The 15,726-nt window shown below is 71.1% G+C and carries 15 protein-coding genes and 1 other RNA gene; 11 read left to right on the plus strand and 5 right to left on the minus strand.

From position 1 onward, the window contains the following. Window positions 1-3: 3 nt before the first annotated feature. From ftsX to ssrA, 4 genes are all read left to right on the plus strand, one after another. Window positions 4-912: a permease-like cell division protein FtsX gene (ftsX, locus tag AB0G16_RS14800; protein WP_362804302.1), complete on the plus strand. Its 909-nt coding sequence runs from the start codon at window positions 4-6 to the stop codon at window positions 910-912. Between the two features lie 187 nt (window positions 913-1,099). Continuing rightward, a complete protein-coding gene (gene smpB / locus AB0G16_RS14805) occupies window positions 1,100-1,573 on the plus strand; it encodes an SsrA-binding protein SmpB (protein WP_362804305.1) in 474 nt (157 codons plus the stop codon). Further along, entirely contained in the window at window positions 1,570-3,459 is a 1,890-nt protein-coding gene (locus tag AB0G16_RS14810; RefSeq protein ID WP_362804308.1) for a penicillin-binding transpeptidase domain-containing protein, read from the plus strand. The genes smpB and AB0G16_RS14810 overlap by 4 nt, the downstream gene beginning before the upstream one ends. Before the next feature lie 111 nt (window positions 3,460-3,570). Continuing rightward, window positions 3,571-3,955, plus strand: a transfer-messenger RNA (tmRNA) gene (gene ssrA / locus AB0G16_RS14815). 122 nt (window positions 3,956-4,077) lie between these two features. Here the strand turns inward: ssrA and AB0G16_RS14820 are convergent. After that, window positions 4,078-4,443 carry a hypothetical protein gene (locus tag AB0G16_RS14820; protein WP_362804311.1) on the minus strand — a complete coding sequence of 122 codons (366 nt, stop codon included), beginning with the start codon at window positions 4,441-4,443 and terminating at the stop codon, window positions 4,078-4,080. Window positions 4,444-4,776: 333 nt separating this feature from the next. Between AB0G16_RS14820 and AB0G16_RS14825 the strand changes: the two genes are divergently transcribed. Together AB0G16_RS14825 and AB0G16_RS14830 are read left to right on the plus strand one after the other, a co-directional pair. Continuing rightward, a complete protein-coding gene (locus AB0G16_RS14825; RefSeq protein WP_362804314.1) occupies window positions 4,777-5,790 on the plus strand; it encodes a hypothetical protein in 1,014 nt (337 codons plus the stop codon). An 87-nt stretch (window positions 5,791-5,877) separates the two neighbouring features. After that, entirely contained in the window at window positions 5,878-6,246 is a 369-nt protein-coding gene (locus AB0G16_RS14830; RefSeq protein WP_362804317.1) for a roadblock/LC7 domain-containing protein, read from the plus strand. 140 nt (window positions 6,247-6,386) lie between these two features. On the opposite strand, the gene glpK is transcribed toward AB0G16_RS14830, so the two are convergent. Both glpK and AB0G16_RS14840 read right to left on the minus strand, forming a co-directional pair. Continuing rightward, window positions 6,387-7,904, minus strand: coding sequence for a glycerol kinase GlpK (glpK, locus tag AB0G16_RS14835; RefSeq protein WP_362804320.1), 1,518 nt, complete (start codon window positions 7,902-7,904; stop codon window positions 6,387-6,389). A 96-nt stretch (window positions 7,905-8,000) separates the two neighbouring features. Further along, window positions 8,001-8,822 carry an MIP/aquaporin family protein gene (locus AB0G16_RS14840; protein WP_362804323.1) on the minus strand — a complete coding sequence of 274 codons (822 nt, stop codon included), beginning with the start codon at window positions 8,820-8,822 and terminating at the stop codon, window positions 8,001-8,003. Between the two features lie 508 nt (window positions 8,823-9,330). On the opposite strand from AB0G16_RS14840, the gene AB0G16_RS14845 reads away from it, so the two are divergent. The 4 genes from AB0G16_RS14845 (at window position 9,331) to AB0G16_RS14860 (ending at window position 11,196) form a co-directional block, all read left to right on the plus strand. Beyond that, entirely contained in the window at window positions 9,331-9,543 is a 213-nt protein-coding gene (locus AB0G16_RS14845; protein WP_362804326.1) for a hypothetical protein, read from the plus strand. Continuing rightward, window positions 9,536-9,724, plus strand: a complete 189-nt coding sequence (locus tag AB0G16_RS14850; RefSeq protein ID WP_362804329.1) for a hypothetical protein — start codon at window positions 9,536-9,538, stop codon at window positions 9,722-9,724. Before AB0G16_RS14845 ends, AB0G16_RS14850 begins: the two co-directional genes overlap by 8 nt. A gap of 32 nt (window positions 9,725-9,756) precedes the next feature. Next, window positions 9,757-9,975 (plus strand): PIN domain-containing protein, encoded by a 219-nt coding sequence (locus AB0G16_RS14855; RefSeq protein ID WP_362804565.1) that lies wholly within the window; start codon window positions 9,757-9,759, stop codon window positions 9,973-9,975. Between the two features lie 153 nt (window positions 9,976-10,128). Next, window positions 10,129-11,196: a polysaccharide deacetylase family protein gene (locus AB0G16_RS14860; RefSeq protein WP_362804332.1), complete on the plus strand. Its 1,068-nt coding sequence runs from the start codon at window positions 10,129-10,131 to the stop codon at window positions 11,194-11,196. Between the two features lie 103 nt (window positions 11,197-11,299). On the opposite strand, the gene AB0G16_RS14865 is transcribed toward AB0G16_RS14860, so the two are convergent. Together AB0G16_RS14865 and AB0G16_RS14870 are read right to left on the minus strand one after the other, a co-directional pair. Next, the gene (locus tag AB0G16_RS14865) at window positions 11,300-12,364 is read right to left on the minus strand and encodes a trypsin-like peptidase domain-containing protein (protein ID WP_362804335.1); all 1,065 of its coding nucleotides are present in this window, start codon (window positions 12,362-12,364) and stop codon (window positions 11,300-11,302) included. A gap of 112 nt (window positions 12,365-12,476) precedes the next feature. After that, the gene (locus AB0G16_RS14870; RefSeq protein WP_362804338.1) at window positions 12,477-13,964 is read right to left on the minus strand and encodes an AMP-binding protein; all 1,488 of its coding nucleotides are present in this window, start codon (window positions 13,962-13,964) and stop codon (window positions 12,477-12,479) included. Between the two features lie 111 nt (window positions 13,965-14,075). Between AB0G16_RS14870 and AB0G16_RS14875 the strand changes: the two genes are divergently transcribed. Beyond that, complete coding sequence (locus AB0G16_RS14875) at window positions 14,076-15,527, plus strand: hypothetical protein (protein WP_362804341.1); 1,452 nt, start codon at window positions 14,076-14,078, stop codon at window positions 15,525-15,527. The last annotated feature ends 199 nt before the right edge of the window (window positions 15,528-15,726 follow it).

Below are 15,726 nucleotides of genomic sequence, written 5' to 3' on the forward strand. Positions count from 1 at the left end.
AGCATGCGGGCAAACTTCATCTTCTCCGAGGTCTGGATCGGCCTCCGCCGCAATCTCACGATGACCATCGCGGTCATCCTGAACGTGGCGATCGGCATGGCACTGCTGGGAGTGGGTCTTCTGATCAACTCTCAGATCAACGCCATGGGCGACTTCTGGACGGACAAGGTCGAGGTCTCGGTCTTCCTGTGCGACAAGAACAGCCCCTTCCCGAACTGCAAGGGCAGCGCGGGCATCAAGGAGAACGAGCGGGCCGAGCTCGAGGCGATGATCAAGGCCCTGCCTCAGGTCGAGAGCGTGACCTTCGAGAGCGAGGCCCAGGCCTACCAGAACTGGAAGGACCGCACCAACGACCCGGTCATGGTCGAGGCGATCGACGTCGCCGACCTGCCCGAGTCCTTCCGCGTCAAGCTCAAGGACCCGGACACCTACGACGCGGTGATCGACACGATCAAGGGCGCCAAGGGCGTCTCCAACGTGGTCAACCAGAAGGCCCTGCTGGACAAGGTCTTCGGGCTGATGGAGATGCTCCGCTGGGCCGCGATGCTGGTGGCGATCATCCTGGTCTTCGCGGCGACGCTGCAGATCGGCAACACGGTCAGGCTCTCGGCGTACAACCGCAGACGCGAGACCGGGATCATGCGCCTGGTGGGCGCGTCCAACCTGTACATCCAGCTCCCGTTCGTGATGGAAGGCGTCATCGCCGGACTGCTGGGCGGTGTGGTGGCCGCGATCCTGCTGATCGTCAGCAAGGTCTTCCTCTTCGACACCGTGCAGCTCTACATCGCCGCCGGCAACAGCCAGCTCTCCTGGGAGACGGTCGCCTCGGTGATCAGCTTCACGATGGTGATCGGCGTGCTCATCTGTGTGCTGGCCTCCTTCTTCACGCTCCGCCGCTACCTGCGGGTGTGACGCTCCGGTGCCCGCCCTCCCGGCATTCCCGACCCTCCCGGCCCCCTCGGCGCCGCCGGCCCCGCCGACGTCCGGGGTGCCCCGGGCGTTCGCGGCGGTCGTGACGTTCCGGGCGTCCCCGGTTCTCCGGGGGTGCCGGGAGCTCGAGGGCGCGGCCCCCGGCCCCGGTCACCGGTAGGCTCCAGACATGCCACGTGAGACCGGGCGGAAGGTCATCGCCCAGAACAAGCGTGCCTGGCACGATTACCACATCGAGGACACCTACGAGGCTGGTCTCGTGCTCCAGGGCACGGAGGTGAAGTCGTTGCGGCTCGGCCGTGCGTCCCTCCTCGACGGGTACGCGGTCATCAAGGACCGCGAGGCCTGGCTGATCAACGTCCACATCCCCGAGTACACCATGGGGACCTGGACCAACCACGCCGCGCGCCGAACCCGCAAACTCCTGCTGCACCGCAAGGAGATCGAGAAACTGGTCTCCAAGACCAAGGAGGGCGGCCTGACCCTGGTGCCGCTCGCCATCTACTTCAAGGACGGCAAGGCCAAGATCGAGATCGGTCTCGCCAAGGGGAAGAAGGACTGGGACAAGCGGCAGACGCTGGCCGAGAACCAGGCCAAGCGGGAGATGGCGCGCGCGCTCAGACACAGGAACAGGGGATCGTGAGGGGGAAGGCCCGGCGTGCCGGCGCCGCCGCGCTCGCGCTGGCGGTGACGGCCCCCATGCTGTCCGCGTGCTTCGAGGAGCCCTCGCCCCACGAGGCCCTGCGCGACTTCCTGATCGGCTGGCAGACGGGCGACTACGCCTACGCGGCCAGGCGTACGGACGGCGACGAGAAGACGGTCGGCAAGGCGCTGGAGAACGTCACGTTCGATCTCGACGCCGCGTCGTTCCGCTTCACCGTCACGGGGATGCGCCGCGCCGCCGACCAGGTCGAGGCCGACTTCGACGCCGAGGTCGACCTGGGGGAGAACAACCCCCTCTGGGAGTACCAGGGCAAGATCCCGCTCCACCTGGTCGACGGCCGCTGGAAGGTGCGCTGGTCGCCCAGCGTGATCCACCCCAAGCTCGCCGAGGGGCAGCGCTTCGCGGTGGACGTCGACCCCGAGGGGCGCCAGCCCATCCTCGACCGCAACCGCGACCCGCTCCAGGAGAAGGCCGTCCTGCACGTCGCCCAGGTGGTCCCGGCCAACCTGAGGAGCGGCGAGGCGGAGAAGCTCTGCGAGCGGCTCTCGAAGATCACCGGCTTCCCGCAGGACCGGCTGCTCAGCCGGATCCGCTCGGCGCCGCCCAACGTCCAGGTGCCGCTGGTGACCTTCGGCCGTACCAGGTTCGGGCAGCTCAGCGCCGACCTGCGGGCCGTGCCCGGCATCACCCTGACCCAGCAGGAGCAGGAGCTCGCGCCGGCCTCGCCCAAGCAGATCGTCGGCACCGTCACCGCCGTGACCCAGGAGGCGGTGCAGCAGCTCGGCGGCCCGCAGCGGGCAGGGGACACGGTCGGCAAGGCGGGGCTGCAGGAGGCGTACCAGGAGCACCTGACCGGTTCGACCGACACGCGCGTGATCACCGTCGACCTGAAGACGCTCAAGGAAGTGGCCGAGCTCAAGAAGTGGCAGCCCGACCGGGCCACCGCGCCGGTGCAGACCACGCTCGACCGCGCCTACCAGAAGGCGGCCGACACGGCGCTGCTGGGCGGGACGCCGGGCATGCTGGTCGCCGTCCAGGCCTCCACCGGCGACATCCGGGCCGTGGCCAGCACCGAGGAGTACGACCAGGAGAGGCACGCGCTCGCCGGGAGGTTCGCCGCGGGGACCACGTTCTCCATCATGTCGGTCGGCGCCGTGCTCAAGGCGCAGATCAGTCCCAAGCAGCGGCTGGCCTGCCCCGCCGACCGGAGCGTGGGCGGGGCGCCGTTCCACCAGGAGGGCTCGCCCGCCGGGACCTCGCCGACCCTGCAGGCCAACTTCGCCACCGGCTGCGTGACCGCGCTCGCGTCGCTGGCCCGCAGGATCGACGGCGAGGAACTGACCGCCGAGGCGAAGAGGTTCGGCATCGCGGCGAAGTGGAACCTGCCGCTGAGGGCGTTCAGCGGGGTGATGCGGCCGCTCACCGGCGACGCCGCCACCGCCAAGGCCATCGCCGGGCAGAACGTCCTGGTCAGCCCGCTCTCCATGGCGCTGGTCGCCGGGGCCGTGGCGACGGGCACCTGGCGCCCCCCGGTCCTGGTCACCGACCCCAAGACCGTCGACCCCACGACCGACGCCGAGCCGGTCAAGGCGCCCGACCCGGTCAGGCTGGACGACAGGACGGTCGAGACCCTCCGAGGCTTCATGCGCGCGGGGGTCACCGCGGGATCCGCCCGCGCCGCCGCGGCCCCCGGCGACCCCGTCCACGGCATCACGGCCACCGTGCTGCAGAAGCGCAAGCCGTACACCTGGTTCGTCGGCTGGCAGGGCGACGTGGCCGTGGCGGTGCTCATGCAGAGCTCCGACCCGTCGGCGGGCGCGGGCGTCGCCGGGCGTTTCCTCCGGGGGCTGAGCACCGCGCCGTGAGCCCCCTTCGGGGTTCCGGCGCGTCCGCCGGGAATTCGATTGGCGTTGACCCTGTTGTAACGGGTATCTTCGGATGGCCCGGCCCCACGGGGACGGGTTGAAAACTCAACAGGGGGTGACTGGTTTCGACTTTGGCTTTGCAAGTCAGGTGAAGCGGGTCGAGGACTGCGGACATAACCTCGTTAACACTGTGACCGCGACCAACAAGTGCCAATAAGACGCACTCCGAAGTCAGCCAGGGCAACCTGGCACTCGCCGCCTAAGCAGCGAGTGACTTCTGCCGGCCCGGGAGCGCCTCCGGCCCGGATCCGGCATCGCTAGGAGGCTCAACCGATCGACCCGGCCACGGGGAAGATCGGGAAATCAAACAGTGGCTGAGCCCGTCGGCGTCTTGCCTGCGTGATCGCCGGGGCTGAGAAAAGCACAGCAGGCTCCACCCGGAGAAGCCCTGTCTTGGAGTTGAAGGACGCGGGTTCGATTCCCGCCACCTCCACCCCCGTTCCGCGTTCGAACGCGTGGAACAGATCGCCGAAGGGCGGTCGGGTCGGCGTCAGCGCCGTCCCGGCCGCCCTTGGTCTTTTCCCGGGTCCGGGCGGTCCCCCGTGACGGCCGATCGCGCTAGACGGTGAGGGCGCCCTCGATGCGGCGCAGGTGGTGCCGGGCCAGGGCGAGGTTGGCGCGGTCGCGGTCGAGCACCAGGTAGAGGAAGATGTGGCCGCCGCTGTCCGACAGGAGCCTGATGATGTGGTACTGCCTGGCCAGGGTGATCAGGATGTCCTCGACGGTGTCGTCGATGTTCAGCGCGGCCAGGGTGCGGACCTTGGCACGGACGACCTCGGTGTTGCCCGCCGCCGCCACCTCGAGGTTCAGGCCCCGATCACCCCCGACGGTCCCCAGGCACATGCCGCTTTCATAGTCGACCAGGGCCGCGCCGATCGCGCCGTCGATCCCCATGGTTTCCTTGAGGGCGGTCTCGATGTTCATGAAGTTCTTCCCCTGTGATCACGTAGGTCCCGGCCTCTCGCCGGGTGGAACGGACGGGCGCGATGCCGGTCCGTCTGTGGCGGTAGATACGTAAAGTACACTCCTTTACTACCGTTAGTGAAGTGTCATATGGTGTAATACCTGACGTATTGGTTTATTGGGGGACAAAAGCCTCATCCTGTGATCGGAGTGTGACCCGCTCCGGACGCGGGACGGGGTCGCGCCGGCCGGACGTCCACGGGGTGCCTTCCGGACGCCGGTGAGGACGCGGGCGGGGCCACGACGCCGTCTCCCCGATCTCGGCGTGCCCGGGGAGAGTCGAGGGAGAACGCAGTGGTGAGGACCGGTTCCTCAGGGGAGAGCGGTTCTCCCGGGGAGGCCAGGGGAGCCGCGGCGGCCGGGACGGCCGGGGTGGACAGGGTGGCCGGGGTGGCCGGGACGGCCGGGGCGGTCGACGCGTTCCTGCGGCGCTTCGCGCGGGAGGGGTTCTCCGGGGTGCTGCGTGCCGACGGCGGCCCCGGCGGCGCGCTCTGGATCAGGAACGGCCTGGTGGTGGCCGCCACCACCCCCGCGGCTCCCGGCCCGGAGTCGCTGCTGCTGCGCTCGGGCCGGGTCTCGGAGCAGGACTGGACCGAGGCCTACGCCGTCGGCGCCCCCGCCGGGCGGCTGGCCGAGGAACTCGCCGGGCGTGGCGCCATCGGCCCGGCGGGCCTGGAGGCGGTCTGCCTGGCCGCGACCTTCGACGCGGTCTTCGCCATGGCCCTGTACGGCGTCGAGTCCTGCCGCGTCGAGCCCGCCGGGGCGGACGACCGGCTGCCGCTGCTGCCGGTCCTGCCGGGGATCGAGGCGGAGCGGCTGCTGCGCGAGACCGCCCGCCGCATGACGCTCGTGACGGCCTGGCGGCGGCTCGGCCTGTCCACGCGCATCAGGCCCGTGCCGGTGGCCGCCCCCGTGCCCACCCTGCTGGGGTCCGACCGTATCCGCCGCGCCGTCCTGGAGCGGGCCAACGGCCGCCGGACGCCGCGCGACCTCGCGTTCGTCCTGGGCAAGGGCCTGTTCGCGGTGATGAGCGAGATCTCGAGGATGGCCGAGGAGGGCGTGCTCGACCTCGGCGGCCCCGGGCAGGCGGGCGGACCCGCCCCGGAGCCGGAGACGGCCGGGCGGGTCCCGGACGACCCCTCCGGGCTGCCGCGCCGCCGTCCGGGCACGAGCAGGATCAACGAGGTGCTGGCCGCCGCGGGGGGAGGGCCGATCACCTCCCGGCCCCTGCTGGCCCTGCGGTCCCTGCCCCCGCAGTGGGCGGAGGAGACCGGTCCCGCGGGCGGGAGCGGGCCGGTCGCCGGGTGAGGAACGTCCACGTCCCGCCGGACGGCGTCCCGCCGTCCTTTTCCTCCCGGAGCCGAGGCGCCGGGACCGTACGCCGGAGGTGTCCCGATGGGTAGGCAAGAGGTTCTCGCCGAGCTGAAACTGCTGCGCGAGCAGGTGGCCGGTGTGATGGAGACGGCCGTCGCGTCGGTGGACGGGCTGCTCGTCGCGGCCGACAGCGAGGGCTCCAGGCCCGAGGTGCTGGCCGCCCTGGCCGCGGCCTCCCTGGGGCTGGGCAAACGTACCGGCCACGAGGTGGGCATGGGGGAGCTGCGCGAGGTGGTGACCCGCTGCCGGAGCGGGTACATCGTCGTCTACGCCGTCCGCCAGGAGGCGCTGCTGGTCGTGCTCGCCGACGAGGGGCTGGACGTGGCGCGGCTGCACGTGGAGTCCCGCCCCACGGTGGAGCGGCTGGGCGCGATGCTCGCCGGCGCCTGACGCGGTCACCGGCCCGTCACCGGCCCGTCACCGGTCCGTCACCGGCCCGTCGCCGGCCCGGGGCGTCGGCCACCTCACCGGCGGGCCCGCGCACCGGCCGGGCCCCTCGGGAGACCCGGCCGCCCGGCGGTCGGGACCGCTCAGGAGACGTCGACCCAGTCCAGGGTGCGCTGGACCGCCTTCTTCCACCCGGCGTAGCCTTCCGCCCGCTGCTCCTCCGACCAGCCCGGCTCCCAGCGCCGGCCCTCGTTCCAGTTCTGCTTGAGCTCGTCGGTCGACTTCCAGAACCCGACCGCCAGCCCGGCAGCGTAGGCGGCCCCCAGGGCGGTCGTCTCGGCCACCACCGGCCGGGAGACGGGCACGCCGAGCACGTCGGCCTGGATCTGCATGCACAGGTCGTTGGCGGTGACGCCGCCGTCCACCCGCAGGACGTCGAGGGCGACGCCGGAGTCCTCCCGCATCGCCTCGACCACGTCGCGGCTCTGGTAGCAGATCGCCTCCAGGGTGGCCCGCGCCAGGTGGGCGTTGTTGTTGAAGCGGGACAGGCCCACCACGGCGCCCCGGGCGTCGGAGCGCCAGTACGGCGCGAAGAGCCCGGAGAAGGCCGGGACGAAGTAGACGCCGCCGTTGTCCTCCACCTGCCGGGCCAGCGCCTCGCTCTGCGCCGCCCCCGAGATGATGCCGAGCTGGTCGCGCAGCCACTGCACGGCCGATCCGGTCACCGCGATGGAGCCCTCCAGCGCGTACACCGGGGCGTCCTCGCCGAAGCGGTAGCAGACGGTGGTGAGCAGGCCGTTCTGGGAGCGTACGAGCTCGGTACCGGTGTTGAGCAGCAGGAAGTTACCGGTGCCGTAGGTGTTCTTGGCCTCGCCGACCTCGAAGCAGACCTGCCCGACGGTGGCGGCCTGCTGGTCGCCGAGGTCGCCCGACAGCGGCACCTCGCCGCCCAGCGGCCCGCCCGGCCGGGTGGTGCCGTACAGGCCGGGGTGGGAGGAGGGCTTGATGGCCGGCAGCATCGCGCGGGGGACGCCGAAGAACGACAGCAGCTCGTCGTCCCAGTCGAGCGTCTCCAGGTCCATCAGCATCGTGCGGCTGGCGTTGGTCGGGTCGGTGACGTGCACGCCGCCGTCGACGCCGCCGGTGAGGTGCCACAGCAGCCAGGTGTCGGTGTTGCCGAAGATCGCGTCCCCGGCCTCGGCCGCCTGGCGCACCCCGTCGACGTTCTCCAGGATCCACTGGATCTTGCCGCCGGAGAAGTACGTCGCCGGGGGCAGGCCGGCCCGGCGGCGGATGACGTCGCCCCTGCCGTCACGGTCCAGGGCGGAGGCGATCCGGTCGGTGCGGGTGTCCTGCCAGACGATCGCGTTGTGGTACGGGCGCCCGGTCCTGCGGTTCCAGACCACGGTGGTCTCACGCTGGTTGGTGACGCCGAGCGCGGCGAGGTCGGAGGCGGTCAGGCCCGTCCTGGCGAGCGCGGTCTCGATCACCGCCCTGGTCCGCTCCCAGATCTCGACGGGGTTGTGCTCGACCCACCCGGCCCGCGGCAGGATCTGCTCGTGTTCGAGCTGGTGACGACCTATCTCGTTACCGCCGTGATCGAAGATCATGAAGCGGGTGCTCGTCGTTCCCTGGTCGACTGCTCCGACGAAGTCAGGCATTGAGGTGCCTCCTCTGTGAGACTCTCCGGGGGATCGGCTGCTCTCCCTGTGGCTGCTTCCGGCCGCGGCCCGTGTCCCGCGCCCGTCCGGGCGGCGTCAACGCGCCTCGTCGGACGGCATCCGTCCCACCTCGAGCTCGGCCTCCTCGGGGGGAAGGAACCTGGCCACCAGTGTCTGGTAGAGGAACGCCCCGAGCACGCCGCCGATGAGGGGGGCCACGATGGGCACCCAGAAGTAGAGCTGACCGTACTGATCCTGCCAGGCGGTCTCGTACCCGGTGAGGAACGACGCGAGCCGCGGGCCGAAGTCCCGGGCGGGGTTGATGGCGTAGCCGGCGTTGGTGCCCCACGCCATGCCGATGGCCACGACGATCAGGCCGACGACGAACGGCGCCAGGTTGGCCACCGGCGCGGTGTTGCGCGCGTCGGAGACGGCCAGGATGAGCAGGAGCAGGATCGCGGTGCCGATGATCTGGTCGCGGAAGGCGCCCCAGGTGCCGATGGGCAGGGTGCCGTTGCCCGGGAGGGTGGAGAAGACCCCCTGGGTCTTGATGGTGAGCCCGGGGTCGGCCTTGTGGAGCACCTCGGTGTAGTTGAAGCGGACGATGAGCGCCGCCACGAACGCGCCCAGGGTCTGCGCCAGCGCGTACGGCAGCACCTTGCGCCAGGAGAAGCCCTTGAAGACGGCCAGCGCGAGGGTGACGGCGGGGTTGAGGTGCGCGCCGCTGGTGCGGGCCGCGACGTAGACGCCGAGTGTCACGCCGAGCCCCCAGGCCCAGGCGATGCTGTCGTGGTCGCCGATCTCGGCCGCGGCGACCTGGGCCACCACGCCCGCCCCGAACAGGATGAGGATCAGGGTGCCGGCGAACTCGGCCGCCAGCTCCCCGAGAAGACCGGGTTTCCTCAGGCGCTCCGTCATCTGTCCCCCTCACGATGCCGCGCGGATTCCCGGAACGTAAGCGCCAAACGCAAGGTCGTCAACGGTAATGTGATGCGATTGTTGAATAATGGTCAGGAACATACGCTTCCTGCAACATTGCCGAAATAACGGAAAGGTTCCCTCACCTCCGTCGTGTTCATCGAGTGAGATTCCCTTACGGAATGAATTCTTCCATTTTGGTCACCTTCGTCACTCGGGAATGACCGAGCCCACCCGGCCCGCTCCCTCCCTCCCGTCCCGTGCCGAGGGGCGTGCGCCAGCGTGTCGCTGAGCGTCAGACGGGCCTCTGCGGCTCGGTGATGGTCTTCGAAGATCTTCCGAGGTAGGCAGGCAGGCGTGGAGCGGCATACATGTAACCCATGGCCCACGAACCCCGGTGTCTCTTGCCGATCGGGTATGGGCCTCGTCCTTTCCGGCCGCGCGAGTCGCTCTCGACTCGTTGACGGTAGCCCCGTGTCCGGCCGTGACAGGGTCGTACACTGCGGTTATGGGCGCGATGCGTGAGGAACTCCATCTGCTGGTGGACGAGTTGCCGGAAAGCCGGGTGTTGCCGGTTCTCGCGCTCGTCAGGGACAACGTCTCGTCGGCACGTCGGCGTGAGAAGGCCGCAGTGGCACTGGAAGGCATCCGCGGCCGGATGCGAGGGGTGACAGGGGTGGACGAGGAGTTGGACCTGCTCCGAGACGAGTCGCGTGGCTGACGCCTACATCGTCGACACCGGCGTCTTCCTTCGGTGGTTCGTTGATCAGCCCGGGTTCGAGCATGCCCGCGAGGTTCAGGAGGCTTTCCTGGACGATCTCGTCATGTTGGAAACAGCGGACTTCGCCCGGATCGAGGTGGCCGGAGTACTCCGGAAGAAGGGCCTTCTGGTGGGCGCCTGACGGCGGAGGAGTTCGCGACGGCCGTACGTGTCATCGATGATCTCGGTGTGACGGTTCATCCGGTCGGTGCCGACCACTTGGAGCGGGCTGCCGGGTTGGCCGTACGGCTGACACTGCGCATGTACGACGCCGTCTTCGCCCAGTTGGCACTCGACCGTGGAATCCCCCTGCTCACGACGGACGTCAAGCTCTGTCACGCGGTCGAGGGCGTGGTGAAGGCCGAACTGCTCCGAGGTGCGGGAGAGGCCTGACCTGGCTCGTTCGCCGAGGCCGGTGGTTCGGGGCGCGGGCCTTGATCCCGTGCCGCCGAGGGGAGCCGTAGCGCGAAGCTTTGCCGCTCCGGGAGGGAGAACCCCAGGTCAGAGGGGATGACAAGCGTATCGTCGGTGCGCTTGGAGGATTCGATGGGCCGTTGTGGAATGGGCAGGGCCGGTGTGGTGGTCGTCGCGGCCGGGACGGTGCTGGCCGGATGCTCGTCGGGGCCGGACGAGGGGGACGCGCGCAAGGCTCAGGTGGAGGCCTCGTCCAACGCGTCGGCCGCCGGGGCGACGCGGGCGGACGCCCTGAAGGCGAAGGCGGCGGCGGCCGCCAAGGTCAAGGCCAACGAGCTGGGCCAGGTGCCCGTGCTCATGTACCACCGGGTGGTCGACAAGCCCACCACCCAGGACGACCGCACCCCCGCGCAGTTCCGCGCCGAGCTGGAGCGGCTGGCCAGGGAGGACTACGTGCCGGTCACGGCGGCCGAGTTCGTCTCCGGGCGCATCGACATCCCGGCGGGCAAGCACCCCGTCGTCCTCACCTTCGACGACTCCTCGCCCACGCAGTTCGAGCTGGACGGGATGGGCGTCCCCATGCCGAACACCGCCGTGGCGATCCTGCAGGACGTGGCCAGGAAACACCCCGGGTTCCGCGCGGTCGGGACGTTCTACGTCACGCGCGACATGTTCGGCAAGGCGACCCCCGAGGAGGGGGCGCAGATGCTCCTCTGGCTCACCCAGCAGGGCTTCGACGTGGGCAACCACACCCGCGACCACCTCAACCTGGGCGGCAAGGCGAAGAAGCGGGTGTACGAGGAGGTGGCGGCGGGCCACCGGCTCATCACCGACCTGATCAAGACGCCCCCCTCGACGCTGGCGCTGCCGTACGGCAACCAGCCCGACGGCAAGGAGTGGGGCCAGAAGGGGGCGGCCGGTGACGTCTCCTACGACTACGGCGGCGTCTTCCTCGCCGGGTACACGCCCGCGCTGTCGCCGTTCAACAAGAAGTTCGACCCGCTCGGAATCCCGCGCATCCGCTCGATGGACAAGAAGGGCGACTGCGCCAAGTTCTGCTCCACCGCATGGCTCGACTGGCTGAAGGCGAACGCCGACGAGCGCTACACCTCCGACGGCGACGCCCAGACGGTCGCCTTCCCCAAGTTCAAGGCACCCTTCGTGTCCAAGACCTTCACCGACCGGCTCCTGCCCTACTGACCCTTTCCGGGACCTGGCCCCGCCGGGGCTCCGCCGAAGCGCTCGAGGCCCCGCCGGCGCGTCGTCGAAGGGTCCCGCCGGCGCGTCGCCGTTTCGGAGGGCCTCAGCCGCCGGCGAGTTCCTCCAGGGGGACGGCGACGGTGGTCCGCTCCCCGTCGGGGCGCAGGACCTCGACCTTCGCGTCCTCTCCGGGCCGCAGGGTGGCCAGGACGGTCGACAGGTCCTGGGAGGCCGGGGTGGGCCTGCCGTCGATCGAGACGATCAGGTCCCCGGCCTTGAGGCCGGCCCGTTCGGCGCCGCTGTTCCTCAGCACGCGCACGATGCCGACCCCGGCGGGCTGCCCGTTCATGTCGATCACGGTCCGTACGACGGCTCCGAGCGTCGCCCGGCGGGTGTTGGTGACCCGGCCCTCCTTGACGATCTGGGAGGCGATGTCCTTGACCGTGTTGGACGGGATCGCGAACCCGATGCCGGGCGCCTGGGCGTTGTCGAGCTCGGGGTTGACGGCGGTGAGCGTCGGCACGCCGATCACCTCGCCCGACAGGTTGACCAGCGCGCCGCCGCTGTTGCCCGGGTTGATCGGGGCGGAGGTCTGGATGGCCCCGCTGATCGTGGCCCCGGGCTTGCCGTCGATCGGGGGCTCGTTGACCGTGCGGCCCAGCGCCGAGATGATCCCCTCGGTGACGCTGCCGGACAGGCCCAGCGGGTTGCCCATGGCCATCACGACCTGGCCGACGCGCAGCCGCGAGGAGTCGCCGAAGACGGCGGGCCTGAGCCCGGCGGGGTCGTCCACCTTGATCACGGCCAGGTCGCCCAGCTCGAAGGTGGCGACCAGCCTGGCCGTCCGCGCGGTGCCCCCGGTGGCCAGCGTGACCTCGAAACGGCGGGAGGACCCGACCACGTGGGCGTTGGTGATGATGTGCCCCATGGTGTCGTAGACGACCCCGGAGCCCAGGTCGTCGCCGGTGGTGATCTGCACGATCGACGGCATCACCGTGGTGATGGTCTGCTCGTAGGCGTTCTCCAGGCTGCCCGGGCCGCTCTCGGGCGGCGTCCCGGACGGGGGCGGCGCGGGCGAGCCGGGCGAGGCTCCCGGCGGCTCCGGGGAGGAGTTCCCGGTCGGGGCGCCGGGGGAGACCGGTGCCGAGGAGCCGGGGGAGGCGGCCATTCCGACGGGCCGCCCGCCCCCCTCATGGCCGCAGCCCGCGAGTGCGACCGTGGTCGCCGCCAGTAGTGCGACGCTTGTCTGCGATGCCCCCATACAGGGGTATATCCCCAGCTCAGGCTGGAAGATACTTCTCCCGGAGGGTGCTGCGGCTGAGCTTGCCCGTGGGGGTGCGGGGCAGCGTGTCCCGGTACTCGATCACCCGGGGGTGCTTGAGGCGGGCCAGCCGAGGCGCGCAGTGGGCCAGCAGCTCGCCGGTGAGCTCCTCACCCGGCGTGATCCCGGGCGCGGGCTGGATCAGGGCGACGACGCGCTGCCCCCACTCGGGGTCCGGCACGCCGATCACGGCCACGTCCGCCACCGAGGGGTGCTCCTGGAGCACCGCCTCGACCTCGGCCGGGTAGATGTTGACCCCGCCGGAGATGATCAGGTCGGTGCGCCGGTCGCAGAGGAACAGGTAGCCGTCCTCGTCCAGGTAGCCGATGTCGCCGGGCGTGTAGAGGCGGCCGAGCATCGCCGAGGCGGTCTTGGACGGGTCGCGGTGGTACTCGAAACGGTTGATGCCGCCGATGTACACCATGCCGGGCTCGCCGGGCGGGAGCGCGGCACCGTCGTCGCCGACGATCGTGAACTCCAGGCCGTCGACCGCCCGGCCGACCGTGCCGGGCCGCTCCAGCCACTCGGCCGAGGAGACCATGGTGGCCACGGCGGCCTCGGTCGAGCCGTAGTACTCCCACAGCACCGGGCCGAGCCAGTCGATCATCGCCCGCTTGGTGGCGGGCGGGCAGGGCGCGGCACCGTGGTACAGGTGCGTCAGGGACGACAGGTCGTACTTCGACCTGGTCGACGCGGGCAGGGCCAGCAGCCGGTGGAACATGGTCGGCACCATGAACGCGTTGGTCACCCGGTGCCGCTCGATCAGCTCCAGGGTCTCCTCGGCGTCGAACCGCTCGGTCACCACGACGGTGTGGCCGAACTGCAGGGCCATCATCGCCTGCCCGTACGGGGCCGAGTGGTAGAGCTGCGACAGCAGCAGGTGGACGCCCTCGGAGGGCAGCCCGAAGTGCCGCCAGCTCTTGCGCATCAGGATCGGGTGGAGTTCCTCGGGGCTCAACTCCAGCAGCCGCCGCCGCACCCCCTTGGGCCTGCCCGTGGTGCCGGAGGTGTAGAGCATCATCGACCCGGCCCGGCGCCCCTCGGGCGGGCCGGCCGGCCGCCCCTCGGCGAGGGCGGAGGTCTCGACGAACCCGCCCGGCACCGTGTGGCCGTACCGTTCGGAGCTCACCACCGTCCGCGCAGCGCAGTCGGCGACGATGTAGCCGATCTCCTCGGCGGTGTAGTGCCAGTTGACCGGGACGTGATAGGCGCCGATCTGGTACGTGGCCAGCATCATCGTGATCGCGTCGACGCCGTTGGGCAGGACCGTCACGACGGTGTCGCCGGGTCGGGTGCCGCGCTCCAGAAGGCCGTGCGACACCCGGTCGACCCTCTCGCGCAGCTCGCCGTAGGTCAGGGTGACGTCCGCGACGACGGCGGTGCGTCCGGGGTCGGCGTTCGCGATCTCGTAGAAGCCCCTCATGGCGGCGACCTTACAGAACGACATTCTGTTGATGGAAGGGGAAGGGCGATCACCTGGGCTGATGCACAGCCCGTGGCCGAAGCGTAATAAACGCCGATGCGCTGAATCTTTCACCGGTGACATAACCTGACGCGTATGGCGGACGTCGGCGGCAACTCCTCCGGGCGCTCTAACGAGCGGTACGTTCCCTCCTATGATGCGCCGACGGCGCCCATACCCGCCATCCCCGCCGAAGACGGTTCGATCATCAGTCCGCGGGTTCCCCGGAGGTTCCCCATCGGGGACGGCGAGGAGACCGCACTGGTCTCCAGGCCCAAGATCCCTGGATCGTTCCCCCCGTACTCCGACCGTCCGGGCTCCGACCGCTCCGGTCCCGCCCGTCCCGCCTCCGGCCGGTCGGACGCGACCTCCGGCGACCGTCCCGACGAGCCCGACGAGCCCGGCGAGCCCGACGGGCCCGGCGAGCCTGATGGGCCGGGTGGGCCGGACGAGCCCGACCGGCCGGACGAGAACGCCGGCCGGGTACGCGAGTCCGGTGGTCTCGGCACGATCCCGGTCAGGCAGGTGGGCGGCTCCGCCGGTCCCTGGCGCCCCGACCGTCCGGGCGCGAGGTCGGTCACCGCGTCGGGCACGGCGTCGGGCACGGCGTCGGGCACGGCGTCGGTCACCGTGTCGGGCACCGCGACGGGATGGCCCGGCGCCGCGGAGCGGCCCGCGATGTTCGGCGAGCCGGGCGCGCGGAACGGCACCGGCACGTACGGCGGCGCCGGTGCGCCGGGAAGGCCCGGGGCCCCGGGCGTGCCGGGCGCCGCCGGGACGCGGCGGCCCGGCGGGGGCAAGCGGTCCGGCGGCCTGCTGATGCGCATCGGCGACATCCCGATCCGGGTGGCCTACAGCCTGGGGGCGGCCGTCGTCACGGGTCTCGTCGTCGTCCTGATCTTCGTTCTCTTCTCCGGCGACGAGCCCTCCGACCCCTCCGGTCCGGCGGGCGTCAGCCGCGCCGCGGCGCCCGGCGCCAAGGCCTCGCCGACGGCGCCCCCGATCACGCTGCCCGCGCTGCCCGGCGCGACCGCCCTGAAGGTGCTGCCGGGAAGGCCCAGCGCGGTGCTCGGGGCGGTGACCGACACCAGGTCCGCGCTGACCTACCCCAGCCTGGGCGGTCCGTGGACGTCCAGGACCGTCCCGTCCTTCTCCGCCGGTCAGCAGGTGGGCGGGGCCAGGCTGCCGCGCACCCTGATCGGCTCCGCCCCGCTTCCGGGTGCCACGCCCGCCAAGGCCCTCAACGGTGACGCCGACTACCGCAAGGCCGCCCTGAGCGCGGTGCGCTGGACGATCCGCAACCACCACCCGGTGGGCAGCAAGATCGCGTGGACCGGCTCGCAGCGTCCGGCGAACGGCAGGGGATGGGTGCTCGGCTACCAGGTGTCCTACCGGGTCAAGGGGAAGAAGCACGTCTCCCATGCCGCGCTCGCGGTGGTCGACGTGGGGCGCCGGAAGCCGTCGATGCTGTTCGTGACCGTGCCGGACACGCGCAAGTGGCTCTGGGCGGACATCGCCCCCCTCGTGGCCGGCGCCCGCGCCCTCTGACGCCGCCGTCCTTCCGGCGCCCTCCACGTGGCCTCGCCCCGTTCCGGGGCCCTTCAGGCGCCCCTCGGCCGCGTTCCGGCGCCCTCTGACGGCCATCGAGCCGCCTTCGTCCGCTTCCGGGCACTCCGGTGGGCCTTCCTGCGCGAGGAGGGAGATCCGCGGGCGTTCCCCGCCCGGCCTCTCCTGCGGCGGTGGCCGC

Origin of the sequence: Streptosporangium sp. NPDC023615, assembly GCF_040640155.1 — a bacterium.
Taxonomy (GTDB): Bacteria; Actinomycetota; Actinomycetes; order Streptosporangiales; family Streptosporangiaceae; genus Streptosporangium.

Excerpts from the sequence above, each read along its gene's own strand:
- ftsX (WP_362804302.1), top strand. The coding sequence starts at position 4 with ATGCGGGCAAACTTCATCTTCTCCGAGGTCTGGATCGGCCTCCGCCGC.
- smpB (WP_362804305.1), top strand. The coding sequence starts at position 1,100 with ATGCCACGTGAGACCGGGCGGAAGGTCATCGCCCAGAACAAGCGTGCC.
- AB0G16_RS14820 (WP_362804311.1), bottom strand. The coding sequence starts at position 4,443 with ATGAACATCGAGACCGCCCTCAAGGAAACCATGGGGATCGACGGCGCG.
- AB0G16_RS14830 (WP_362804317.1), top strand. The coding sequence starts at position 5,878 with ATGGGTAGGCAAGAGGTTCTCGCCGAGCTGAAACTGCTGCGCGAGCAG.
- glpK (WP_362804320.1), bottom strand. The coding sequence starts at position 7,904 with ATGCCTGACTTCGTCGGAGCAGTCGACCAGGGAACGACGAGCACCCGC.
- AB0G16_RS14840 (WP_362804323.1), bottom strand. The coding sequence starts at position 8,822 with ATGACGGAGCGCCTGAGGAAACCCGGTCTTCTCGGGGAGCTGGCGGCC.
- AB0G16_RS14845 (WP_362804326.1), top strand. The coding sequence starts at position 9,331 with ATGGGCGCGATGCGTGAGGAACTCCATCTGCTGGTGGACGAGTTGCCG.
- AB0G16_RS14860 (WP_362804332.1), top strand. The coding sequence starts at position 10,129 with ATGGGCCGTTGTGGAATGGGCAGGGCCGGTGTGGTGGTCGTCGCGGCC.
- AB0G16_RS14865 (WP_362804335.1), bottom strand. The coding sequence starts at position 12,364 with ATGGCCGCCTCCCCCGGCTCCTCGGCACCGGTCTCCCCCGGCGCCCCG.
- AB0G16_RS14870 (WP_362804338.1), bottom strand. The coding sequence starts at position 13,964 with ATGTCGTTCTGTAAGGTCGCCGCCATGAGGGGCTTCTACGAGATCGCG.
- AB0G16_RS14875 (WP_362804341.1), top strand. The coding sequence starts at position 14,076 with ATGGCGGACGTCGGCGGCAACTCCTCCGGGCGCTCTAACGAGCGGTAC.